At 37.5% G+C, this 23,598-nt stretch carries 21 protein-coding genes and 1 other RNA gene; 13 read left to right on the forward strand and 9 right to left on the reverse strand.

Going from position 1 to position 23,598, the window contains the following annotated elements; all coding sequences use genetic code 11:
* Window positions 1–11: 11 nt before the first annotated feature.
* Window positions 12–779, reverse strand: coding sequence for an SDR family oxidoreductase (locus R2Q70_RS16815; protein ID WP_316808710.1), 768 nt, complete (start codon window positions 777–779; stop codon window positions 12–14).
* Between the two features lie 50 nt (window positions 780–829).
* A complete protein-coding gene (locus R2Q70_RS16820) occupies window positions 830–1,417 on the reverse strand; it encodes a TetR/AcrR family transcriptional regulator (RefSeq protein WP_316808711.1) in 588 nt (195 codons plus the stop codon).
* Between the two features lie 282 nt (window positions 1,418–1,699).
* On the opposite strand from R2Q70_RS16820, the gene R2Q70_RS16825 reads away from it, so the two are divergent.
* The 3 genes from R2Q70_RS16825 to R2Q70_RS16835 all read left to right on the forward strand — a co-directional run bounded on the left by R2Q70_RS16825 (window position 1,700) and on the right by R2Q70_RS16835 (window position 4,478).
* Window positions 1,700–2,611: a helix-turn-helix transcriptional regulator gene (locus R2Q70_RS16825; RefSeq protein WP_316808712.1), complete on the forward strand. Its 912-nt coding sequence runs from the start codon at window positions 1,700–1,702 to the stop codon at window positions 2,609–2,611.
* A gap of 82 nt (window positions 2,612–2,693) precedes the next feature.
* The gene (locus R2Q70_RS16830; protein ID WP_316808713.1) at window positions 2,694–3,527 is read left to right on the forward strand and encodes an SDR family NAD(P)-dependent oxidoreductase; all 834 of its coding nucleotides are present in this window, start codon (window positions 2,694–2,696) and stop codon (window positions 3,525–3,527) included.
* A gap of 105 nt (window positions 3,528–3,632) precedes the next feature.
* Window positions 3,633–4,478: an SDR family NAD(P)-dependent oxidoreductase gene (locus R2Q70_RS16835; protein WP_316808714.1), complete on the forward strand. Its 846-nt coding sequence runs from the start codon at window positions 3,633–3,635 to the stop codon at window positions 4,476–4,478.
* Window positions 4,479–4,551: 73 nt separating this feature from the next.
* Here the strand turns inward: R2Q70_RS16835 and lysA are convergent, their stop codons facing one another.
* Window positions 4,552–5,721, reverse strand: coding sequence for a diaminopimelate decarboxylase (gene lysA / locus R2Q70_RS16840; protein WP_316808715.1), 1,170 nt, complete (start codon window positions 5,719–5,721; stop codon window positions 4,552–4,554).
* 318 nt (window positions 5,722–6,039) lie between these two features.
* Complete coding sequence (locus R2Q70_RS16845) at window positions 6,040–7,353, reverse strand: aspartate kinase (RefSeq protein ID WP_316808716.1); 1,314 nt, start codon at window positions 7,351–7,353, stop codon at window positions 6,040–6,042.
* Window positions 7,354–7,693: 340 nt separating this feature from the next.
* Between R2Q70_RS16845 and R2Q70_RS16850 the strand changes: the two genes are divergently transcribed.
* The 10 genes from R2Q70_RS16850 to R2Q70_RS16895 all read left to right on the forward strand — a co-directional run bounded on the left by R2Q70_RS16850 (window position 7,694) and on the right by R2Q70_RS16895 (window position 17,138).
* Window positions 7,694–9,430 carry a phospho-sugar mutase gene (locus tag R2Q70_RS16850; protein ID WP_316808717.1) on the forward strand — a complete coding sequence of 579 codons (1,737 nt, stop codon included), beginning with the start codon at window positions 7,694–7,696 and terminating at the stop codon, window positions 9,428–9,430.
* 253 nt (window positions 9,431–9,683) lie between these two features.
* Window positions 9,684–10,055, forward strand: a complete 372-nt coding sequence (locus tag R2Q70_RS16855; protein ID WP_316808718.1) for a hypothetical protein — start codon at window positions 9,684–9,686, stop codon at window positions 10,053–10,055.
* A gap of 305 nt (window positions 10,056–10,360) precedes the next feature.
* On the forward strand, window positions 10,361–11,131 hold the full coding sequence (locus R2Q70_RS16860) for an MbnP family protein (protein WP_316808719.1): 771 nt from the start codon (window positions 10,361–10,363) through the stop codon (window positions 11,129–11,131).
* A gap of 28 nt (window positions 11,132–11,159) precedes the next feature.
* Window positions 11,160–12,170 carry a cytochrome-c peroxidase gene (locus R2Q70_RS16865; RefSeq protein WP_316808720.1) on the forward strand — a complete coding sequence of 337 codons (1,011 nt, stop codon included), beginning with the start codon at window positions 11,160–11,162 and terminating at the stop codon, window positions 12,168–12,170.
* A gap of 67 nt (window positions 12,171–12,237) precedes the next feature.
* Window positions 12,238–13,110 carry a transporter gene (locus R2Q70_RS16870; RefSeq protein WP_316808721.1) on the forward strand — a complete coding sequence of 291 codons (873 nt, stop codon included), beginning with the start codon at window positions 12,238–12,240 and terminating at the stop codon, window positions 13,108–13,110.
* Window positions 13,111–13,120: 10 nt separating this feature from the next.
* Window positions 13,121–13,576, forward strand: coding sequence for a hypothetical protein (locus tag R2Q70_RS16875; RefSeq protein WP_316808722.1), 456 nt, complete (start codon window positions 13,121–13,123; stop codon window positions 13,574–13,576).
* Between the two features lie 165 nt (window positions 13,577–13,741).
* Window positions 13,742–14,392 carry an SCO family protein gene (locus tag R2Q70_RS16880; protein WP_316808723.1) on the forward strand — a complete coding sequence of 217 codons (651 nt, stop codon included), beginning with the start codon at window positions 13,742–13,744 and terminating at the stop codon, window positions 14,390–14,392.
* A gap of 114 nt (window positions 14,393–14,506) precedes the next feature.
* The gene (locus tag R2Q70_RS16885) at window positions 14,507–14,929 is read left to right on the forward strand and encodes a cytochrome c (protein WP_316808724.1); all 423 of its coding nucleotides are present in this window, start codon (window positions 14,507–14,509) and stop codon (window positions 14,927–14,929) included.
* Window positions 14,930–14,987: 58 nt separating this feature from the next.
* An RNA gene (gene rnpB / locus R2Q70_RS16890) (RNase P RNA component class A) lies at window positions 14,988–15,364 on the forward strand.
* 367 nt (window positions 15,365–15,731) lie between these two features.
* The gene (locus tag R2Q70_RS16895; RefSeq protein WP_124914446.1) at window positions 15,732–17,138 is read left to right on the forward strand and encodes a sigma-54-dependent transcriptional regulator; all 1,407 of its coding nucleotides are present in this window, start codon (window positions 15,732–15,734) and stop codon (window positions 17,136–17,138) included.
* Window positions 17,139–17,323: 185 nt separating this feature from the next.
* Here R2Q70_RS16895 and R2Q70_RS16900 read toward each other — a convergent pair whose 3' ends face one another.
* The 5 genes from R2Q70_RS16900 to gatB all read right to left on the reverse strand — a co-directional run bounded on the left by R2Q70_RS16900 (window position 17,324) and on the right by gatB (window position 23,495).
* Window positions 17,324–19,114 carry a chloride channel protein gene (locus tag R2Q70_RS16900; protein WP_316808725.1) on the reverse strand — a complete coding sequence of 597 codons (1,791 nt, stop codon included), beginning with the start codon at window positions 19,112–19,114 and terminating at the stop codon, window positions 17,324–17,326.
* A gap of 77 nt (window positions 19,115–19,191) precedes the next feature.
* Window positions 19,192–19,914 (reverse strand): RNA pseudouridine synthase, encoded by a 723-nt coding sequence (locus tag R2Q70_RS16905; RefSeq protein WP_316808726.1) that lies wholly within the window; start codon window positions 19,912–19,914, stop codon window positions 19,192–19,194.
* Window positions 19,915–20,129: 215 nt separating this feature from the next.
* Complete coding sequence (locus R2Q70_RS16910) at window positions 20,130–20,819, reverse strand: response regulator transcription factor (protein ID WP_316808727.1); 690 nt, start codon at window positions 20,817–20,819, stop codon at window positions 20,130–20,132.
* Between the two features lie 103 nt (window positions 20,820–20,922).
* Window positions 20,923–22,035, reverse strand: coding sequence for a TlpA disulfide reductase family protein (locus R2Q70_RS16915; protein WP_316808728.1), 1,113 nt, complete (start codon window positions 22,033–22,035; stop codon window positions 20,923–20,925).
* A gap of 2 nt (window positions 22,036–22,037) precedes the next feature.
* Window positions 22,038–23,495, reverse strand: coding sequence for an Asp-tRNA(Asn)/Glu-tRNA(Gln) amidotransferase subunit GatB (gene gatB / locus R2Q70_RS16920; protein ID WP_316808729.1), 1,458 nt, complete (start codon window positions 23,493–23,495; stop codon window positions 22,038–22,040).
* Window positions 23,496–23,598: the final 103 nt, after the last annotated feature.

The raw sequence follows: 23,598 nt of genomic DNA on the forward strand, positions 1-23,598 counted from the left end.
TGATGTTTAAACTAATTAGACGTTTCTAACCATGCTTTTCTGTTCGCATTCATAATGTTCAATGCATCAATAGGCGATTGGCGAAACAAATCATAAATTTTCGCAGTATCACCTACCCTAATTTCATACTCATCTTTTGCCAATGCCGCAATAAATTCATCGGCAACAACCAATGGTTTAATTCCATTATGTCCGCCAATTTCTTTCGAAAATTCAGTATCAACCAAAGGTGGCATCAACTCGAAAACCTTAACTGAAGTATTTTCCAGACTTAACCGTAAAGATGTTGTGTAAGAATGCAAAGCCGCTTTACTTGCCGCATAAGTTGGCAACGTTATGCCTGGAACAAAAGCAACAACTGATGAAACGTTTACAATTGCAGCTTCAGCCTGCTCTTTTAGAATTGGTAGTAGTTTTTGATTTAACCTTACAATTGATAAATAATTGGTTAACATTTCATCTTCAGCATTTGCGAAAGAATCGTTGTTTTCATCTGCCAAATTATAAACAATTGCTCTACCCGCATTATTAATTACCATGTTTAGATTGGGGAAATTCTTACCAATCCTTTCAACCAGGCTATCAACCTCATTAGCTTTACTTACATCAAAAGAAATTGGAGTAACGTTTTGTAATCCATTTAACGCAGTTTGCAAACGTTCCTTGTTTCTACCTGTTACGATAACATGGTTATTTAGAGCGATTAATTGTTTAACAATTTCTAAACCGATACCAGCTGTACCGCCAATGATTAATACTGTGTTTTGTGAAGTTTTCATATTTACGACTTTAACTTTATACCGATCGGTATATTTTAATTTAAAATTTTTTAACCTAAATTGTTGATGTATTTTTTTAAGGAATCCATGATAAGATTCCAGTTCTCTACTTTATTGGTTAACCGGGAAATCATGATACCACCCTCAATCATTGCGATAACCGTTAATGCAACTTGCTCCGGATTGTAGTCTGCTTTAATTTCCTTATTTAGAATGCCTTCTTCTACCAAGGTGATTATTCTTTTTTTCCATGATAACACAGCTTTCAAAGCCTTTTCTCGCAATGCTGGATGCGTGTCATCTGCATCAATAGCAGTATTTAGAATCGGGCAACCACCCGTTGAGATTTTTCCAACAAAAAAACTTTGATACACACTTACATACGCCAAAAGTTTTCCCTTGATTGAAGAATGATTATTCAATTCAGCCTCAATTTGAGAAACATTATGATGTAAATTGTGGTCAAACGCAGCCAAAGCAACTTCATCTTTATTAGCAAAATTTCCATAAATACTGCCCTTGGTTAAGCCAGTCGCAGCTGTAATATCGTTTAAAGAAGTACCAGCATAACCCTTCATATTAAATATAGGTGCTGTTCGCTCCACAATAAAATCTCTGGTTTTTTCTGCTTTAGTCATGTTGATTTATTTGACGATACAAATATATACCGATTGGTATATTACTTACAACTTAATTTATCATTGGAATGTACTATTTGATATGTAACAAATTACATAACACATGAATAAATGTTCCTTGCCCTTTACTTAAAGCGATAGAAAGGTACGTTAAAATAATCGTACTGTAGCGTTGTGTTTAATTATTGCAGTATTAATCAGATACCGGTTCTTCGTTCCGCTCATAATGACACCATGACTATTTGTTATACAGAATAAGTTTGAATTTTGTAACTTTGATTCATGAGCAAGTCAGAATCTATAGAAGAGTTTTATCAGAAAAAATTTGATTTTTTACCAGATAACCTGCAAAAAGATATTGGGCATTTCAATGTCTTCAGAATGGAAGATTGCATTGGAGATGATAAACCTCCAATGAATTACAGCAGACGAGACTACTATAAGGTTGCTTTAAATCGTGGCCATAACATTTATCATTATGCTGATAAGAGCGTGGAGATTAATGGAACAGCCCTAATGTTTTTTAATCCGCAAGTGCCCTATACCTGGGAACTGGCAAGCGGAAAAATGAGTGATGTGAGAGGTTTTTTCTACATTTTCACAGAGGCATTTTTCACAGAAAAAGTGAGGGGAAATATCGGTGACTTACCTATGTTCGCTGTTGGCGGCAAACCCGCCTATGTATTAAATGAAAAACAGGACGCTCATGTTTCGGCAATTTTCGAAAAAATGCTCGAAGAAATAAATGGTGATTATATGTACAAATATGACCTATTAAGAAACTACACTACCGAAATTACACACTTTGCCTTGAAAACTGAACCTTCAGAAGTTTTGTATAAACATCCTGATGCAAACTCCAGAATAACCTCCGTATTTACCGAATTGCTGGAAAGGCAATTCCCAATAGAAAATCCATCGCAAAGATTTACCATGCGCTCGGCAAAAGATTATGCTACACAGCTTTCTGTACATGTTAACCACCTAAACCGAGCGATAAAAGAAACCACAGGAAAAACCACCACACACTACATTACCGAACGTTTATTAAGTGAAGCGATGGCGTTACTTAAACACACAGACTGGAATATTTCGGAGATCGGCTACTGTTTAGGCTTCGAGGAACCAACCCATTTTAACAACTTTTTTAAGAAATTAACCAACCACACCCCTAGCTCCTATCGTATTGTTTGAATTTCGTAATCATCAGTTTGATTGGCGTAATATCATATTTTAATTCCCGATGTAATTTTGTCTTAACAAAAAGGATAAAAATATGGGACTTAAAAAAGTTTGGTTTGTAACTGGTGCATCCAAAGGATTAGGACTAAGTTTAGTAAACCAGTTATTAAAGGCAGGTCAATCTGTTGCAGCAACATCCAGAAATGTAAATGATTTAATCGCAGCCGTAAACTCCAATTCTGAAAATTTTCTTCCACTAGCCGTTGATTTAGGCGATGAGATAAGTGTTGAGCAAGCTATAAACGCAACCATTGCACAGTTTGGAAAAATTGATGTAGTGATAAATAATGCAGGTTATGGCATCGGCGGCAGCATTGAAGAATTAACAGATGAAGAAACCAGAAGTGCTTTCGAAGTAAATGTTTTCGGGACTTTAAATGTAATTAGAAAAGCTAGTCCGCATTTAAGGGCACAGCGTTCAGGACACATCATCAATATCGCATCAATTGCAGGCATCGTTGGCGCTACCGGATGGGCGGTTTATTCTGCAGCAAAAGCAGCTGTAATTGCACTATCAGAAGTTTTAGCAGAAGATGTAAAAGCTTTTGGAATTAAAGTAACGGTTGTTGCACCAGGCGCTTTCAGAACTAGTTTTTTAACGCCAGAATCTCTGGTACTGGCACAAAATCCGATCGCTGCTTATGAAGATGTTCGGGCAGTACATGCTAAGTACCTAAAAATGGATGGCGCTCAGGCTGGCGACCCGGAAAAAGCTGCTGCAGCAATGATTTCTTTGGTGAGTATGCCGAATCCTCCTATTCATTTATTATTGGGAAATGATGCTTTGCAAAGGGCTACATCAAAAACCGATGCGCTTACAAAGGAATATCAGGATTGGAAAGCGATCACAATTTCGACTGACTATTAAAAAATCGTCATTGCAAAAATACCGAGCAATATTAAAGCGATTGTTGTAGGATTGGTTAGTAACTCGCAATGACGAATAGTATAAAACAATTAAAAATCAAAACACATGGAAAATAAAAAAGTATGGTTTGTTACAGGAGCTTCAAAAGGCCTTGGACTAACATTAGTAAAAAAATTATTAAACAAAGGTTATAACGTCGCTGCTACTTCCAGAAGTTTAAACGACTTATCGAGTGCCGTTGGCAACTTTGAAAACTTCTTACCGCTGTCAGTTGATTTGATGAGTGAAGATAGCGTTGAAAATGCCGTAAGTCAGACCATCAGTAAATTCGGACAGTTAGATGTTTTGGTAAACAATGCCGGTTATGGAATGCTTGGTGCATTAGAAGAATTGAGCGATAAAGAATCTCGTGAAAATTTTGATGTGAATGTTTTCGGCTCATTAAATGTGATTAGAAAAGCTCTGCCACAAATGAGAAAACAACAGTCTGGACACATTTTTAATATCTCCTCTATTGGTGGTTTTTCTGGAAACTTTCCTGGATTTGGAATTTACTGCGCAACCAAATTTGCTGTGGTGGGTTTCACCGAATCATTGGCTGCAGAGGTAAAATCGCTTGGTATCAAAGCTACAGTGGTAGAGCCTGGTTATTTCAGAACGGAGTTTCTTACTTCAGGTTCATTGGCTGTTCCAAAAAATCCTATTGAAGCTTACAAAGAAGTACGTGAGTCGCAAGCTGCACACCAGAACGAAATTAATAATCAACAGCCCGGAGATCCGGCGAAAGCCATTGATGTAATTATCGCAGCAGCGGAGAGTGATCATGCTCCATTACATTTGTTTTTAGGTCCGGATGCTTACCACGTGGCAAATGAAAAAATCACAGCAGTACAGAAAGATATGCAAGATTGGAAAGCGTTAGCAACAGCGACCAATTTTGATAACATCTAGAAAAAAGTAAGGCAAATACTAAAAACCCGTAAGTGATAAATCGCTTACGGGTTTTATTAGTTTGTTCAAAAAATTAGATTTCAGAACTGTATACCGATCTGATGGCATCTCTTAAATTATATTTCGAAGCCATTACTTCACCATAAGCACCGGCACTGCGAATGGCAAAAATATCTCCCCTAAATGTTTCTGGCTGCTCTACTTCCTTACCAAAGCAATCTGTACTTTCGCAAATTGGCCCAACAATATCATACTTAACCATTTCGGATTTACCGTTTTCGATTTTGGGTTGACTTAAATTTTCTATTTTATGGTAAGCCTGATACAAAGCCGGGCGCATCAATTCAGTCATTCCTGCATCTAGAACCACAAAATTTTTCTTTTTACCCTTTTTGATATACAAGGCTCTGGTAATCAATGATGCTGACTGCCCAACCAATGCTCTTCCCAACTCAAAATGAACTTCTTGTTTTGGTTTTACATCCAGAAAATCTTTAAATATTTTGAAATAAGATTCGAAGTCAGGGATTTGGTTGTCTGGGTGATGGTAATCAATACCTAGGCCTCCACCTACGTTTAAAACCTCAACAACAAAGCCTTTATCTTCAAACCAGGTACAAAATTCGTTTACGCGAACACAAAGGTTTTTGTAAACATCAAGATTGGTAATCTGCGAGCCGATATGAAAGTGAATTCCTATAAATTTTAAATTTTTAGAGGCTTTCAAAGCTTCGGCACACTCTGGTAAATCCCATGAATTGATACCGAATTTATTTTCATCTAAACCCGTAGTAATGTTATGATGCGTATGCGCATCAACGTTTGGGTTAATGCGAATGGCAACCTGTGCAATCTTGCCTTTGGCAGCTGCCAGCTCGTTCAAAACTTCCAATTCCTGTATAGATTCTACATTGAAGCAGAAAATATCAAAATCCAAAGCTTCGTTTATTTCTTTATCAGATTTACCAACACCGGCAAAAACAATTTTCTTATTGTCGAAACCAACTTCAACTGCTCTTCGTACTTCTCCTGCGCTCACGCAGTCTGCTCCGAAGCCAATTTGTTTGATCTGCTCAAGCAAAACCGAGTTAAAATTTGCTTTCAGTGCATAGTGAATGTGAAATTGATATGGTTTTGCAGCTTCGGCACAAGTGCTTAAAGTTTTCTGCAATAAGTCCGTATCGTAATAATAAAAAGGCGTTTCTATATTGTCAAACTTTGCTATATCTTTATCGGCGAACATGTTCAAATTCCTTATTATATTTTTAATTTTATTCTTTGGGCTAATTTATTGGGGCAATTATCTTGATTTGAAGCATGGAAGAATTACCCGAAAACAATACAACGGAAAAATCCGATTTTCGATCGTACTGCTCCTAATTGTATTATTCCTTTTATTTATACGAAAATGAAAATAATAGCTGCCATTTTTATCATTTTGATTATCACTTTGGGTTTGTTTAATTCCTACAAGAAATATAAAAATGAGTTGTTACCATCAAGCTTTTTAGCTTTTCATTTTATTATTGGCCTGCTGGTAATCCTGGGCGCATTTTATCTGCTATTCGAATAATCGGTTATGCAAACTTCTTAGTGCCTCGGTTTTGTATTCGCTAAGGATCAAAAGTGAAACATTATAATTACTTCCACCATAAGAAATCATGCGGATTGGAATATGCTTTAATCCCTCTAAAACCCTGCTTGCAAAGCCATGTTTTTCTGAACCGAAATCACCAACTACACAAACTATACTGTGATTCGTGTCCACTTCAACTGTTCCAAAACTTTCCAATTCCTCAATAATTTTCGGAAGATTTCCAGTTTCATCAATGGTTAATGATACAGCCACTTCTGAAGTGGTAATCATATCAATTGGTGTTTTATAACGTTCGAAAACTTCAAAAACACGACGCAAGAAACCATAGGCCAATAACATCCGGCTCGATTGAATACGAATTGCGGTGATGCCATCTTTAGCAGCAATAGACTTAATCTTACCTTTTTCGCTATTGTGCGTAATTAAAGTTCCTGCAGCCGTTGGCTCCATTGTATTTAATAAACGAACCGGAATTTTATATTTCTGAGCTGGAAAAACGGATTGAGGGTGTAAAATTTTAGCACCGAAATATGCCAACTCTGCCGCTTCATCGAATGATAATTGGGCAATTGGTTTAGTTCCCTTAACAATACGGGGATCATTATTATGCATCCCATCAATATCCGTCCAAATCTGAACTTCTTCGGCCAAAATTGCAGCGCCTAATAATGATGCAGTATAGTCACTTCCTCCACGACGTAAATTATCTACCTCGCCAAAGCTATTGCGGCAAATAAAACCCTGCGTGATGAATAACTTATTTCCTTTATGCTGATCTAATAATGGTGTTAAATGTTTCGTTGTAAATGGGATGTCTGGCTCATTATCTTCATCGGTTTTCATGAAATCCAGGGCTGGCAACAGAACTGACTCTACACCGATAGATTTTAAATAGATATGATATAATGTGGTGGACAACAATTCGCCTTGCGCCAAAACCACTTTTTCTTCAATTGAAGTAAAAATATCGTTTGTAAGAACGGCTAAGAAACTGAAATGATAATCAATCACCTCATTTCCCATTTCCTGAAAATCAGCAGCTGGCAAAAGTTCAACAACAAAATCTTTATATTTTTGATATAGGTTTTCGACGCACTCGCTTCCCTTCTTCTTATCTCCAGCTAAAAAATAATTTGAAATTTCCACTAAGCTATTCGTAGTACCAGACACTGCTGATAAAACCACAATCTGCTCTTCATTTGGATTAATGATATCCAACAACTTCGTCATGCGCTCGGGACTACCTACTGAAGTACCCCCAAATTTTAAAATTTTCATCAAGTTATAGTTTGTTTTCAATTGTGATGAAGCAATCAGTTTTCGCCGATTACGCGGCTTAAAAACATAATGGTTTCATCTAATTAAATTATTTTTCTAGCTACAATAAAAAGAACACACCTTTCATTATGCCGACCAGAATATAAAAATGTGATTCTCTAATTTTTAATACTGGATTTTCTTTATTATTGTATCGGGGCGTGAAAATAAGCAAAAGCAAGTTAAAAGCAACATCCTCAACAAAATAAAATTTGGGCGAGATTGAAATTATTTCAATTTAACCAAACTTGATGAATTAAATTTTGTTCAACACCAGATATTAAATTAAAAATACAGCTCAATGCAATCAATTGATCAATCGACACAAGCCACAATAAATCAGTGGTTAAACGGAAATTACGACGAAAAAACGAAGTCAGAAATCCAATCTTTAGTAGATAACAATTCGACTACCGAACTTACTGATGCTTTTTATAAAAGCTTAGAGTTTGGTACAGGTGGTTTACGCGGAATTATGGGTGCGGGTTCCAACCGTATTAATAAATATACTATTGGTACTGCCACACAAGGCTTAGCCAATTATTTAAACAACAAATATCCGGGAGAAAAAATCAGTGTGGCGATTGCGCATGACAGCAGAAACAATTCGGATTACTTTGCAAAAATTACTGCTGATGTTTTTTCGGCAAATGGTATCCATGTTTACTTTTTTGAAGCATTAAGACCAACGCCAGAGTTATCTTTTGCGGTTCGCCATTTTGGTTGTAAAAGTGGTGTAATGTTAACGGCATCACACAATCCAAAAGAATATAACGGTTACAAAGCATACGGTGCCGATGGCGGCCAGTTTACTTCTCCCGATGATAAGCTGGTGATTGATGAGGTAAATAAAATTCAAAGTATTGACGAAGTAAAGTTTGATCGAGTTGATGCAAACGTTGAGTTAATTGGCGAAGCCGTTGATAAACTTTATTTAGATGGCATCACAGCACTGTCGATCTCGCCAGATGCGATCAAAAGACAACACGATTTAAAAATTGTGTACTCTCCAATCCACGGAACGGGAATTACTTTGGTACCGAAGGCGCTTGAGCAATTTGGCTTTACCAATGTAACCATTGTAGAGGAACAAAGTAAACCTGACGGAAACTTCCCAACGGTTGTTTATCCAAATCCGGAAGAAAAAGATGCATTGACTTTAGCCATGAATAAAGCGAAAGAAATTGATGCTGATTTAGTTTTGGCAACTGACCCTGATGCTGACCGCGTGGGTATCGCCGTGAAAGATAATAACGGCGAGTGGGTGCTGTTAAACGGTAACCAAACTGGAAGTTTGTTAATCAATTATCTTCTATCTGCCTGGGAAGAAAGTGGTAAACTAGATGGAAATCAGTTTATTGTGAAAACGATTGTAACATCAAACCTGATTGAAGAAATTGCTAAAAAGAAAAATGTTACCTATTATAATACCTTAACAGGATTTAAATACATTGGTCAGTTAATGACTGAATTAGAAGGTAAAAAATATTTTATTGGCGGTGGAGAAGAAAGTTACGGCTACTTAATTGGCGATTTAGTTCGTGATAAGGATGCGGTAGTTTCTGCTGCTTTTATTTCTGAGATGACAGCTTACTATAAAGATAAAGGCGCAAGTTTATATAATGCCTTGCTGGATATGTATGTGGAGTACGGTTTATACAAGGAAGACTTAGTTTCTTTAACTAAAAAAGGAAAAACCGGTGCTGAAGAAATTAAAGCGATGATGGTGAAATTCCGCGAAAACCCACCTGCAACGCTAGGCGGATCAAAAGTTTCTGTATTAAAAGATTATGAACTGAGCCAGGAAACTGATTTAGCAACCGGAAAAGTAATGAAATTAGATTATCCAACTTCGGATGTTTTGCAATTTATTACTGAAGATGGAAGTATCGTTTCTGCTCGTCCGAGTGGTACAGAACCGAAAATTAAGTTTTATTGCAGCGTTAATGCACCTTTAGCAGATCGTGCTGATTTTGCTAAAGTTAATGAAGAATTAGGCGAGAAAATTAAAGCTGTAATGGCTGATTTGCAGGCTTAATGTTTTTTAGCCACAGATTAAAGATTAAATAAGATGAATCCAGATGCAGTTACGCATCTGGATTTTTTTTGTCATAAATATTTCGTGAATTGAAATTGATGGCAATGAATAAAGTAGCAATTCGCAGAGACTTTCTCGATTTTCATTTATTCAATCCTGCTCAGTATTTATTCCCGTTGATTTCAATCAACCGTTTTAAAGATCCTTTTTCTTTGCTTCAATCAATTTCGTTTGTACATTTGCAGCAAATACAATGTTCAAGAAAGTACTGATATATATTTTAGTGATTTGCTCAATTTCAAACGGAGCAATGCAACTTGTGGTGTATTCTGGCTACAAAATGAACAAAGAATACATTACCAGCGTATTCTGTATTAATAAAGAACATCCTGAACTGCATTGCGATGGACAGTGTTTTTTAGCCAAAAAACTAAAAGACCTCGACAGTAAGAACAAACAGGTACAGGAAAATCTAAAACGAATTGTAGAAGCTGAACCAAAATTTCAGATCGCCTCAATTAATCATTACATCCCTTACTTTATCATCAAATCAGAAAGCGGTTATCTCGAAAAACCCGTAAAAGATCTTTCTGTATCTATTTTTCATCCACCGAAAACGGTTTAAGTAAATTTTATTTATTTACGACTCGTCACTTTGAACTGTTTCAGAGTCTTTGATGCTTTTTGTCATTCAGAACATAGCGAATCTCCAAACTATTAATTACTGATTTTAAATTTTCACACATGCGAATGAGTGAGGTTAATTTAGACAGTGCTTTTCGGTTGCAGATTCTTCATTGCATTCAGAATGACAGGTCAAGTCATTTCTATGCCACGGTTCGTTTCTTCAGAAAACGAAATTATAAATGTTTCGTGCAGATACGAACCATGGCTGGAAGCTAAAATTTTTCACTTATTCGATTTAAAAAAATGAAAATATCACAATACTTAATGGCATTCCTGTGCCCTATCATATTCTTCACATCATGCAAAAAAGATGCAGATGAAATCTCTGCAAATACAAAATCTAGTTTCACCTTGGAATTTGAACATCAGGTTAATGGTGCTGCTTTAGCCTTGAATACAGCAACTTACAAAAACGCAAAAGGTGAGGATTTTAAAATCAATGTTTTCAAATATTACGTCAGCAATATCAAATTAAGCAAGGCTGATGGTACAACCTATCTCATTCCCGAAAGTTATTTTCTGATTGATGAATCAAAAAGTGCCTCGAAACTGGTTACCATAAATGATGTTCCGACAGGTGATTACACCAAAATTGAATACACAATCGGCGTGGACTATGCGAGGAATTTTGCAGGCGCACAAACTGGCGCATTAGACCCCATAAATGGAATGTTCTGGACATGGAACAGTGGTTATATTTTTGTGAAACTGGAAGGAACCTCACCGCAATCTACAGCGGCAAATAACCTTTTGACGTTTCATATTGGCGGCGTAGTGGATCCGAATAATACCATCAGAACATATGCTACGGAGATCAACGCTGCTAATCCTTTGAGAATTAGAACTGATGCCAAGCCCAACATGCATTTTATTGTTAATGCTGCCGCACTATTTACAGGCGTAAGTGATGTAAGCTTTGCTTCGTTGAATTTTACGATGGGTGGTGCAAATTCAGTAATTGTAGCCAATAACTATGCTAAAGGCTTATTCCGATTAGATCATATCCATAACTAATATGCGGAGAAAATCAATCGTTTTTGCAATGCTTTTTTTAAGCATTGCATTAATGTATGCCTGTAGTAAAGAGGAAACTGAACTGAAGCCTGAGGAAACAAATATTACTTTCTCCATTCCGGCGAATTTCCCGGCACCTGCATACAATTTCGAAGAAAATAAACTCACTAACGCAGGTTTTGCTTTAGGAAAAAAGCTGTTTTACGATGCCCGCCTGTCTGCAGACAAAAGCGTTTCATGTGGCAGCTGCCACCAACAATTTGCAGCATTTGCGAACCTAGACCATAAGGTGAGTCACGGTGTAGATAATTGTCAGGGAAAGCGCAATGCACCCCCGCTTTTTAATCTTGCCTGGCAAAAGGCTTTCTTCTGGGATGGCGGCGTAAAAAACCTCGAAACATCGCCACTCAATGCCTTTACAGATGCCTGCGAAATGAGAACTGACCTGGAGACAGTTGTTGCGCTTTTAAAAAGCACGGCTCCCTATCCTGAACTCTTCAAAAGTGCCTTCGGTTCAACGGAAATCAATTCTCAAAAAATCCTAAAATCAATCACACAATTTATGGGTGTGCTGGTTTCGGGTAATTCAAAATACGATCAGGTTATAAGAAAGGAAAACGGGGTTTCATTTACGGCAACAGAACTTGCTGGTTACAAACTATTTAAAGATAAATGCAGTTCCTGCCATACAGAACCCTTTTTTACTGATTTTACTTACCGAAGCAATGGTTTAGATTTAGTTAGTGTTGATGAAGGCCGTTCGCACATTACAGGTGTGGGAACAGATTTTGGAACTTTCCGAGTACCAACATTACGTAATATCGAATACACCGGGCCTTACATGCATGATGGTCGCTTTTACAGTTTAGATGAAGTTTTAGAACACTATAATTCTGGTGTAAAAGCATCAGCAAATTTAGATCCCCAACTAAAAAATGAAATTCCTTTGAGCCCAATAGAAAAAGAGCAAATCAAATCATTTTTAAAAACATTAACAGACAATGAGTTTATCAAAAATAAATTATTTAGTGAATCGTAAGTGTTTGGTGTTGTTACTTGTAATACTCAGTAGCAATACTTTCGCCTGTGATATTTGCGGATGCTTCATGGGAATAACGCCTTATTTTAACAGAAATAACATCAGTGTTTTGTATCGCTACCGTTCGTTTAATGGTTATGCAGGTCAATCACATTCTTTATTTCCAAATGGCGGAAAGTTTTTCATTCCGGCAAGAAGACAGAATGCCCCTATAACCGGGCATGCCGGAAACCCGGAAGATTATGAGCTTTATCGCTCTTTGGAAGTAAGAGGAAAGTATTTCATCACCAACAAGCTGGAGATCAATGCAATCCTTCCTTACGTTTCGAATAGCGAACGTTATAATGGATACACCTCATCAATTTCTGGTGTTGGTGATATTAATGTATACGCAGGCTACCATCTGTTCAGAAAACTGGAAGATAATTTCAGGCAACAACTTATTGCCGGCGCAGGAATTAAAGTTGCTACAGGGAAAAATGATTTCAAGAATACCGAGGGCATTCGTTATTCCTCATTAATGCAGGCAGGAACCGGCAGTACCGATGGCTTTGTTTACCTGAATTACATGGTTGGCCTTGGCAAGTTTGGCGCCAGTTTAAATACCTCATATAAATTTAACGGCACCAACAATCGTAATGAAGGAATCGCAAACAGCACCACCAGTTTCCTTAATATCTTTTACACGCAAAGCATCGGCAAAGACCTTCAAATGATGCCATCAGCACAATTTTTCTACGAGTATTCTGCCGGAGAAAAATACAATGGTATTAAAACGGGCGAGCATGTGATGAATAATTTGATGGGCGGCGTTGGTGCCGATATCTTTTATAAAAATGTAGCACTTAACGCAGGAATTCAAAAGAACATCTGGGAAGCTGAAACCGACCATCCCATGAGTGCGGGAAAGGTTTATCTCGGAATTACTTATAATTTTTAAAACAACAAATATGAAAAAGATAATAACAATTGCATTTTGCCTAACCGTATTTCTTCTTGGCGCCTGCAAAACCGAACCTGATGCTAAAGCAGTAAAAAAAGAAGTGCTCAATATTCATGATAAATTGATGATTGATGGAGCCAGGGTAGTCAATAACAGAATAAAATTAGACGCTATATTGAGATCTGGTCAGATCAAATCTGTTGATGATTCTGCAAAAATTGCAGATTTAGTGCTTAGCCTAAATCAAGCTGATGAAAACATGATGGACTGGATGCATGCCTTCAAAAATGATTTCAATGGTAAAAATGAAGAAGAAAACCTGAATTATTTTAAATCGGAAATGGTAAAAATCAGAGCTGTTGAAGATGACTACATCAAAGTAACCAGAGCTTCAGATTCCGTTTTGAGAATTTACAACGTAAAGCCATCCGATAAAATGGAAATGATGCACCATAAACGTTAGATCATGTAGTTTACCCCGCTGATTTCGCAGATTTCCGCAGAGTAACAATAAAGATCAGCGAAAATCTGTGCAATCTGCAGGAACCAAATTTAATCAAAACAATAAAAGCTTAAAAATTGCCATCTGCAAAACAGAGGTTGTATATTTACACTTTAATACAAAATCATGAATAAAATTATTTCTTCGATAGCAATTTGCATGTTATCCGTAACCATATTTTCAGCCTGTAAACAAGAAAGAAAACTTCCATTTTATGGCGAGCGTTATGCAGAAACCGTAAAAGACGCAGCTGGTGTTGAAAAAGTTGATACCGTTTATCAAACCATCCCAAACTGGTCATTCCTGAATCAGGATAGTGTGGTAACAACCAACAAGGCAACAGATGGAAAAGTTTACGTTGCCGATTTTTTCTTTACATCTTGCAGCACCATCTGCCCAACCATGCACCGTAATTTAATGACGGTTTACAACGATTTTAAAACTAATCCTGATGTGATGTTCGTTTCGCACACGATCGATTTTAAGTATGATAAACCATCCGTATTAAAAAAATATGCTCAAAAGTTGGGTGTTGATAATGGTAAATGGCAATTTCTTTATGGCAGTAAAGACAGTGTATATACATTGGCCGAAAAGAATTATCTGGTTGCCGTTGGCGAGGACAGTACAGCGAAAGATGGCTACATCCACCAGGGTTATTTGGTTTTAATTGATAAAGATAGAAGGATTCGTGGTGCTTATGATGGCACAAAAGAAGACCAGGTAGAGCAATTAAAAAAAGATATTCCGGTTTTATTGGCAGAGTATAAAAAGTAAACTAATTATTATCGTCATTTCGACCGAAGTGGAGAAATCTTTGAACCAACTAAAAAGATTTCTCGGCTCCATTTTATTCCGCTCGAAATGACGATACTTTAATGCAACACATCAATGCGCAAATACATCATCAATTCTATTTTCCTTCTTTCAGTTATAGCCGTAATCATTTCCTGTCAAAATCAGGAAACGATTGATTTGCAAAATTACATGTCGAACGGAAAAGATATTTACAAAGCTAAATGCCAGAATTGCCACGGCGAAAACGGCGAAGGCTTAGGTCAGCTTGCTCCTCCGCTAACCGATTCTGTTTTCTTAAAAACCAACCAAGAAAATTTAGCTTGTATCATTAAAAACGGAACGAGTGAAAAAATTGTAATCCACGGCAAAACATATCAGGAGAAAATGCCTGGATTTCCTGAATTGGCTGATATTGATGTTGCTCAGGTGATGGTTTTCGTAACCAACTCCTTCGGAAACCATCAGGGATTTGTACCCTATTCAAAAGTTTCTACTCAGCTGCAGAATTGCAAATAGGCAGAAAAAACTCCCAGTTTTTTGTCTTTTGTGGTTAAAAAAATCCATCTTTGCGCAAAATGCAGGTTGTTCTATCGCTGTCCCGATTATCGGGAGAGAGGAAAGTCCGGGCAACGCAGGGCATCTCGCTTTCTAACGGAAAGGAATTTAGGATTGAAAACCTGAATTACGGATTAGTGCAACAGAAAATATACCACCTAACGCAAGTTGGGAAAGGGTGAAAACGTGTGGTAAGAGCACACGAGCATTGCAGGCGACTGTAGTGGTTTGTAAACCCCGGGAGTTGAAAGACCAAATAGGCTAACGCATGTAGGGCTGCCCGTCCGATGTTAGTGGGTAGGTCGTTAGAGGTAAATGGCAACATTTGCAGTGGATTAATGATAGAAGTTCTAAGCAATTAGAAAACAGAACCCGGCTTATAGACCTGCATTTTTTTCTTTTCTTGAAAAGCTAAAACAGTAATACTTAGCTGATTTCAGCCCTGCTGCTTACTATATCTTTTTTTTGCGATTGCTGTCATGCTGAGGTATAAAGCATCTGCAACCTATGGAACAGATTCTTCGTGCCTCAGAATGACATTCTATTCGAGGTTGCTGCAAACAAAAAAGTATACCGTTCACATCAGGTTTATTAAAAAAATGCCTGTACAAATAAACTTAGCGCCCAACCCTTGTATTATTTCAAATCTCATAAAACCTTTTCGTTGATTTCCCGTTTATAGCCTGAAATCGTTGTATAAAAAACTATACATTAATTTAAAAACAATATATTCGCATATCAAATAAGCATAAACAAATACTAAATGGCCAAACTATTAATTATTGATGACGAGCGGGCGATTAGAAGTACCCTACGCGAAATCTTAGAATACGAGAACTATGATGTTGAAGATATCGACAATGGTATCGATGGACTCGAAATGATTAAAAAAGGTAATTTCGACCTTGTTCTTTGTGATATTAAGATGAATAAGATGGATGGTATGGAGGTGCTTGAACAAGCACAGATCATTAAGCCTGATTTACCATTCATCATGATTTCTGGTCATGGTACTGTTGAAACCGCAATTGAGGCCAGCAAAAAAGGTGCTTTCGATTTTATCTCAAAACCACCAGATTTAAACCGCTTGCTGATTACCGTTCGCAATGGTTTAGACCGTGGTAATTTAGTTACCGAAACAAAGGTTCTAAAGCGCAAAGCGAGTAAAACCCGCGAAATCTTGGGTGAATCGGAAAGTATTTCTAAAATTAAAGAAACGATTGAAAGAGTTGCCCCTACTGAAGCCAGAGTATTAATTACAGGTGCAAATGGTAGCGGTAAAGAGTTGGTAGCCCGTTGGTTACACGAAAAATCTAACCGGGCAGACAGTCCTCTAATCGAGGTGAACTGTGCAGCAATTCCTTCAGAATTAATTGAAAGTGAATTATTTGGTCACGAAAAAGGTTCCTTTACATCAGCCGTAAAACAACGCATTGGTAAATTTGAATTGGCAAATGGCGGAACTTTATTTTTAGATGAGATTGGCGACATGAGTCTTTCTGCCCAGGCAAAAGTACTTCGTGCTTTGCAAGAGCACAAAATATCACGTGTTGGTGGCGAAAAGGAAATTGAAGTTAATGTTCGTGTTTTGGCCGCGACCAATAAGGATTTATTAAAAGAGATTGAAGATGGTAATTTCCGTATGGATTTGTACCACCGACTAAATGTAATCAATATTCACGTTCCTCATTTAACAGAGCGTACGGATGATATTCCGGTAATCGCACAAAACTTTTTAGAAAGCATTTGTAACGATTACGGCATGCCGGTTAAAAAAATAAACGATGGCGGGATGGCGGCTTTACAAGCACTACCTTGGACAGGTAACGTTCGGGAGCTGCATAATATGATTGAGCGATTGATTATTTTAAGTGATAAGGTAATCACTGAGAATGATGTTCGTGCCTTCGCCAACCCAGGCGGCGGAACAAACATTGGCGCTGCAACGAGCACACAAATTGCTGGCGCATCCGGAGGTTCAGGCATGTCATCATCTTTCGATAGTTTTAACAACTTCCAGGATTATAAAGATCATGCAGAAAAAGAGTTTATTAAATTCAAACTCGAGAAAAATAATTGGAACGTTTCGAAAACCGCTGATGAAATCGATATCCAACGCAGTCATTTATACAGTAAGATTGAGAAGTTTGGGTTGAAGAGAGCGGAATAACCCCCTAGCCCCCTGAACGGGGAATTAAAAGCGATGCTTTAATACCAAAGTTATTATTTTTTAATTTTAGAAGTTGGAGCGTAAAAGTTTACCTTGATTCGCTCCAACTTCTTGGTTCAGCGTAATACATCTAAGCTTTGTATTACCGCTTGAAAGTCAAAGCCCCCTTTAGGGGGTTGGGGGGCTTACCCCATATAATCGTTCTGCCTCATCAGCAAAGCCCTATATTTATTAAAAATAGCGGTTTTCGAAACGAAACCTGTGTATTGGTTTTCATTATTGATAACCGGTAGAATCCAGGCATTTTCTTGCTCCATCTTTTTCAGCACTAATTTTAAATCATCGCTTTCATTAATGGTATTTGGCGCCTGCTGAACTAAGTGCGATGCAATTAATAAATCTTTATTTTCGTTTTGCATTAACTCGTTGAAAATTTCTTCAACATAGATTACGCCTTTAAAATCTCCAAGTTCATCCGTTACGGCACAGATGTTTTTATGAGATTGAACAATTTCATTCATTCTTTGGGAAATCAAATCATTCATCACTAGTGTCGGATAGTTTTTCTCGATTAAATATTTCAATTTCATCTGACTTAATACCGTTGTGTCTTTGTCTTCGTGTGAAAGCAATTCTCCTTTATCGGCAAGCACCTTTGTATAAATAGAATGCTTTTGCGCACTTCTATTCACCGCGTAAGAAATGGCAGTAGTTATCATTAAAGGAACCATCAGGATATAGCCCCCGGTAATTTCGGCAATTAGAAAAATACCCGTTAAAGGCGCATGCATAATGGCACCCAAGGCAGCAGCCATACCTGCAACGATAAAGTTAGCAACATCCAGGTGTGTAATGCCGGAAAGATTAACTACATAGGCGAAAATAAAACCGATCAATCCACCCATAATTAAACTGGGCGCAAAGGTACCGCCATTTCCTCCCGCTCCCAGGGTAACCAAAGTAGCAATTGATTTCATAAAAATGGTAACCACGGTAAACAGTATTACCAGAGCAGGAACAGTGCTGTAATCAGAAAATATACTGTTGTTGATTACAGCTAAGTAATCACCTTTTAACAGGCCTTTTATGGTGATATAACCTTCGCCGTAAAGTGTAGGAAAAAGGAACACCAATGCACCCAGCATCAATCCGCCAACAACTATTTTGGTGTAAGGATGCTTGATTTTGTAAAAAAAGCCCTTTACTGCATAATTTGCTTTTGTAAAATAGATCGAAAACAATCCAATTAGTAATGCCAGGATCACATAATAGAAAAGCGCATTTATTTTCCATCCTTCGGTTACCAGAAAGAATAATTGTTGCGTGTAAAATAGCCTGGCTACCACCGCTGCAGTTGCAGCAGAAAGCAAAAGCGGAATAAATGCTGGAATAGTAAATTCTGGCAATAAAATTTCAATTGCAAATACAATTCCGGCAACAGGACTGTTAAATGCGCCAGCAATACCAGCGGCTGCGCCACAAGCTACCAACATGGTAATTTCTCGATAAGACAAACCTAAAAATCGCCCCAGATTGGATCCAATAGCCGAACCACTGGTTACAATAGGCGCTTCCAAACCGGTTGAGCCACCGAAACCTACGGTAATTGCCGCAGTAATGATCTGAGAATAAATATTGTGTGGCTCTACCCTGCTCGATTTTTTTGAAATGGCATATAATAGCGGTGTTAGGCCTGTTTCAAATTTACTTTTCCGAATGAAAAACTTGATGTAAAGTACCGTTAAAAATATTCCAATCATCGGGAAAAGCAGGTATAGATAATACTTGTATTTCCATTGCCAATCTGACTGGAGGAATTCTTCGATATGATGTGTTAAACTCTTTAATGCAGCTGCAGCTAGGCCCGCTAAGACTCCAACAACTACTGCAAGAATAATCAGGAAATTACGGTTTGATATCTTCGATTTCCGGTAGCGGTTAATCGTATCAAGGTAATTTACAAAACGGATATACATTCTATTTTAATTTAATAGAGGGCGAATATTCCAAAAGTAATAAAAAAGCTTGAGGGCGATGGGTATTAAGCTTTTATTTAAGCATCAAACTTATCGAGTTGTTTAATCAACGTTGCAAAATCTTTAGGATAAGGTGCGTCGATTACAATATCCTGATCATTTAATCCTTTAAAAACCAAATGCTTTGCATGAAGAGCAAAACGCTTCATAATCGGTTGCTCTTCCTCTCCTTTTGATAATCTGTAACCACGTTTAATCGAAGAAAGGAAAACAGGCTTTCCTTTATACATTTCATCACCAACAATGGCAGCACGTTGAGTAGCAAGGTGGATCCGAATTTGGTGCATTCTACCGGTTATTGGCTTACATTCAACCAGCGTGTAATGCTTGTAGTATTTTAATGAGTCGAAAATGGTCTCAGCTCTTTTGCCTTCTGCCCTGTCAATGGTTACATTCTTGTTTCCATCGTTAAGGATAGGTAAATCTACCAGTAAATGATCAAAGATGACATGTCCATCTACTACAGCATGGTAGGTTTTATTTACCTTTCTGCGCTCAAATTGCATTGAGGCATGGCGGTAAGCTTCTGGGTTTTTCGCAATAATTAAAGCACCAGATGTTTCCTTATCTAATCGGTGACAAACCTGTGCATCATCACTGTATTGTTTAGCCAAACGTAATACATTGGTTTCTCCAGAACCGCCTCTTTCATCAAGTGAAGCTAAAAACGGAGGTTTGTTGATCACGATAAAATCGTTGTCTTCGAAAAGGATAAGGTCTTTAAAATTTGGGTACTTCAAACTGTAGAATTATTTATGAAGCACAAAAATACGGATTTTTATTTTTGAAGGGTGAAGTCACCCTGAATTTATTTCGGGATCTTATTATCTTGAAAGTGTTGATCTGAAAATCCGGGACAGCCTAAGGACTTCACTACAGATGCGAAAAAAAAAACACAGATTAATCAACAGCTAAAAGCTATGTTAATCTGTGTTTAAATGAGGCTAATATTTTATTAAGAAAGCTCGAACTTATAACCCACACCTTTTACGGTTGATACATAAGTTTCGCCAAGCTTTTCGCGGAGTTTACGAATGTGTACATCAATGGTGCGGTTAGTCACCACAACTGAATCTTCCCAAATGTTTTTAAGGATAGATTCACGAGTATAAACCTTGCCAGGTTTTGAGGCTAAAAGATATAATAATTCAAATTCTTTTTTTGCCAAAACCACTTTGTTTCCACCCTGGAATACCAAATAAGCTTCACGATCGATCACCAGATCACCAATTTCTAACTTGTTTTCTGATACTTCTTCCGTTCCGGTATTTCGTCTTAAAATCGCATTGATACGGCTAACTAGAGCACGTGGCTTAATTGGCTTCGCAATGTAATCATCAGCGCCTACATTAAAACCAGCGATTTCAGAGTATTCTTCACTTCTTGCCGTTAAGAAAACCATAAATGTATTTTTGAACTCAGGAATAGCTCTCATCAATCTACAAGCCTCAATCCCATCCATCTTTGGCATCATGATGTCAAGGATAATCAAATCCGGATGAACTTTTTTAGCAACCGTAATCCCTTCCTGGCCGTTAGAAGCGGTAAAGACCTGATAACCTTCTTTTTTCAGATTATACTCAATCAGTTCCAGAATATCTGGTTCATCATCAACAATTAATATTTTCTGACCTGCGTTATTCATAGTTAAATATTTGTTACGAAAGTACTGTCTCTGAAGTAACTATTAGTTAAGACTAAGTTAAGAAATTGTTAACGACTTAAATTAGTTTAACATTGAGTTTCTTTTAACGTAACGTTTTTGCTAAAAATGCTTCCAATTCTGCCCCACGGAGATTTTTAGCTGCTATCTTACCATTAGGATCGATAATATAAGAAGTTGGGATAGCCTGAACCTGGTATTTTTTTACGGTTTCTCCGTTGAAATCTTTCAGCTCCGAAACGTGCGACCACGTTAAACCATCAGCTTTTATTGCGCCCAACCAGGCTGCTTTATCGGTATCTAAAGAAATTCCTAAAATATCAAAATTCTTTGTTTTGTACTGATTATAAGCTTTAACCACATTTGGGTTTTCTTGACGGCAAGGCTGGCACCAGGATGCCCAAAAATCCAACAACACATACTTTCCTTTATAATCAGATAAGCTGATTGCTTTTCCATCTGCAGTATTCATGGTAAAATCAGACGCAACTTGCCCAACCTGAACTGTTTTTAATAAAGCCATTTGCTTTACAAAAGTATCTACGGTAGCATTTCCTTTAATCTCCTCTTTAACTTCATCGGCAAACTTTACCAATTCCGCCTCGTACTCTTGCGGACTTAGCGTGTTCATTGCATAAAAACTCGCCAAGGTTCCTTTATTGTCCTTTGCAAATTTGATAATCTGCGTATTCAGCTGATTGATATAGGATTGATACTGAGGTCTCATATCTTCCAGAATCTGCGCCCTGTTCTGAGGTTGCTCCGCTACCTTTGCTTCAAAATCGGCTTGCAGTTTTTCTGCCTGCTTCGCGAAGTTATTTCTGATTGTATTTAGCTCTGATAACTTTTCAACTTCATTGGCGCCAGATATTTTATAAGCCATTGTTTTATCAGCTAAATCAGCTTCCAGCTTAATATCATCGCCATTTTTGGCGATTAACATAAATTCATGATTACCAATGGAAACCCTAAAAAAGTCTACAGATGGTGTTTTACGAATAAATTTAAACTCGCCTTTTTCAGATAAATTGGTAGAATCAATAGCGACCATCTGGCTACTTTGCATTCCGTACAGATAAACTTTCTTATCGGCACCTGGATTTTTAAAAGTTCCATCAATGTTAAAGCTGTCTTTTGGTTTACAGGCAGTAAACGCAACTGCGATCAGTAAGATCAGGCTTAAGTTTTTTAATTTCATTATTATTTTAGTTTTTCAAGTATCAATTCATTTAATTTTTTGGCATCAGCCTTACCTTTTGCCAGCTTCATCACTTCACCTACAAATAAACCCAATACACCCTTTTTACCTTTTTTATAGGCTTCTACCTGTGCCGGAAACTTGTTTAACACCTCATCAATAAAACCGCCTAATTCATCGCTATTTTCGGAAATTAACAGGTTTAATGATTGTGCCAAGCTTACAACATCTGCATTTGCGGTACCTTCAACTGCTGGCAATAACTGTTGAATAGCAATTTGCTGGGTGATTTTTTTATCATCAACCAAATTAATCGCGGCGGCTAACTGTTCAGGTTTAACTTTGTAATCAGCAATAACGACACCTTTTTCACTCAGTACGGCTCTAATGGGTCCAATTAGCCAGTTAATTAAAGTTTTCCTGGTATTAACCAATGGCAAAGCCTGATTGAAATAATCTAATAAATCTAAATCCTCTGCAAATAGCGTTGCATCAGCTTTGCTAATACCGAATTCTGTAACCATTTGCTTCGAAATTTCATTTGGTAAAGCAGGCATAGCCGATGTGATTTCTGCTAACCAATCATCAGAAATATAAATTGGCTGCAAATCAGGATCAGAAAAATAACGGTAATCGTTAGCTTCTTCTTTGGTTCGCATTGGCGAGGTTGTCCCTCTATCAGCGTCAAAATTCAGTGTACTTTGAATAATTGTTCCGCCGTTTGAAATTACTTCCACTTGTCTGCCAAATTCGAAATCCATTGCTCTACGTACGTTACGCATAGAGTTTAGGTTTTTCACTTCACAACGGGTACCAAATTCTGTTGAACCATTTGGGCGAATAGAAATATTTGCATCACAACGCAAACTACCCTCTTCCATGTTTCCATCGCTTACATTTAAATGGCGCACCAGTTTTCTAATTTCGCTCAGCAAAGCTGATGCTTCTTCAGCACTGCGAATATCGGGTTCGGTAACAATCTCAATTAACGGAACACCGGCACGGTTTAAATCTACTAATGAATAATGATCATCCTGGTCATGAATACTCTTGCCAGCGTCTTCTTCTAAATGGATTCTGTTGATACCAATTTTCTTCGTAGAACCATCAGATACTTCCACTTCAAGAAAGCCATTCACACAAATGGGTTGATTATCCTGCGTAATTTGGTATCCCTTTGGTAAATCAGCATAGAAATAATTTTTCCTATCGAAATGATTGATTTGGTTAATTGTACAGTTCAAGGCAAGGCCAATCCTAACGGCTTTTGCCACAACTTCTTTATTTAGTTTTGGCAACGCACCGGGCAGAGCCAGCGAGACGGTTGAAATATTTTGGTTAGGCAAAGCCCCAAAAGAAGCACTATCTGAAGAGAATATTTTCGTATTGGTATTTAACTGAACGTGTATCTCCAGTCCTGAAACGAGTTCGTAATTGCTTTGGTTTGTACCTAAACCCATATTAAAATTGTGCCTTTTATGTATTGCTTTGGCAAATATAGTTAAAGAATGTTAAAACGAATTGCCACAATTAAACTACTATGTAATGCTTCCGTCTATTTCA

The sequence above is a fragment of the Pedobacter agri genome (assembly GCF_032678665.1).
GTDB classification, from domain to species: Bacteria; Bacteroidota; Bacteroidia; order Sphingobacteriales; family Sphingobacteriaceae; genus Pedobacter; species Pedobacter agri_A.

Coding starts and splice junctions, on each gene's coding strand:
- R2Q70_RS16815 (WP_316808710.1), bottom strand. CDS start 779: ATGAAAACTTCACAAAACACAGTATTAATCATTGGCGGTACAGCTGGT.
- R2Q70_RS16820 (WP_316808711.1), bottom strand. CDS start 1,417: ATGACTAAAGCAGAAAAAACCAGAGATTTTATTGTGGAGCGAACAGCA.
- R2Q70_RS16825 (WP_316808712.1), top strand. CDS start 1,700: ATGAGCAAGTCAGAATCTATAGAAGAGTTTTATCAGAAAAAATTTGAT.
- R2Q70_RS16830 (WP_316808713.1), top strand. CDS start 2,694: ATGGGACTTAAAAAAGTTTGGTTTGTAACTGGTGCATCCAAAGGATTA.
- R2Q70_RS16835 (WP_316808714.1), top strand. CDS start 3,633: ATGGAAAATAAAAAAGTATGGTTTGTTACAGGAGCTTCAAAAGGCCTT.
- lysA (WP_316808715.1), bottom strand. CDS start 5,721: ATGTTCGCCGATAAAGATATAGCAAAGTTTGACAATATAGAAACGCCT.
- R2Q70_RS16845 (WP_316808716.1), bottom strand. CDS start 7,353: ATGAAAATTTTAAAATTTGGGGGTACTTCAGTAGGTAGTCCCGAGCGC.
- R2Q70_RS16850 (WP_316808717.1), top strand. CDS start 7,694: ATGCAATCAATTGATCAATCGACACAAGCCACAATAAATCAGTGGTTA.
- R2Q70_RS16855 (WP_316808718.1), top strand. CDS start 9,684: ATGTTCAAGAAAGTACTGATATATATTTTAGTGATTTGCTCAATTTCA.
- R2Q70_RS16860 (WP_316808719.1), top strand. CDS start 10,361: ATGAAAATATCACAATACTTAATGGCATTCCTGTGCCCTATCATATTC.
- R2Q70_RS16865 (WP_316808720.1), top strand. CDS start 11,160: ATGCTTTTTTTAAGCATTGCATTAATGTATGCCTGTAGTAAAGAGGAA.
- R2Q70_RS16870 (WP_316808721.1), top strand. CDS start 12,238: ATGGGAATAACGCCTTATTTTAACAGAAATAACATCAGTGTTTTGTAT.
- R2Q70_RS16875 (WP_316808722.1), top strand. CDS start 13,121: ATGAAAAAGATAATAACAATTGCATTTTGCCTAACCGTATTTCTTCTT.
- R2Q70_RS16880 (WP_316808723.1), top strand. CDS start 13,742: ATGAATAAAATTATTTCTTCGATAGCAATTTGCATGTTATCCGTAACC.
- R2Q70_RS16885 (WP_316808724.1), top strand. CDS start 14,507: ATGCGCAAATACATCATCAATTCTATTTTCCTTCTTTCAGTTATAGCC.
- R2Q70_RS16895 (WP_124914446.1), top strand. CDS start 15,732: ATGGCCAAACTATTAATTATTGATGACGAGCGGGCGATTAGAAGTACC.
- R2Q70_RS16900 (WP_316808725.1), bottom strand. CDS start 19,114: ATGTATATCCGTTTTGTAAATTACCTTGATACGATTAACCGCTACCGG.
- R2Q70_RS16910 (WP_316808727.1), bottom strand. CDS start 20,819: ATGAATAACGCAGGTCAGAAAATATTAATTGTTGATGATGAACCAGAT.
- R2Q70_RS16915 (WP_316808728.1), bottom strand. CDS start 22,035: ATGAAATTAAAAAACTTAAGCCTGATCTTACTGATCGCAGTTGCGTTT.
- gatB (WP_316808729.1), bottom strand. CDS start 23,495: ATGGGTTTAGGTACAAACCAAAGCAATTACGAACTCGTTTCAGGACTG.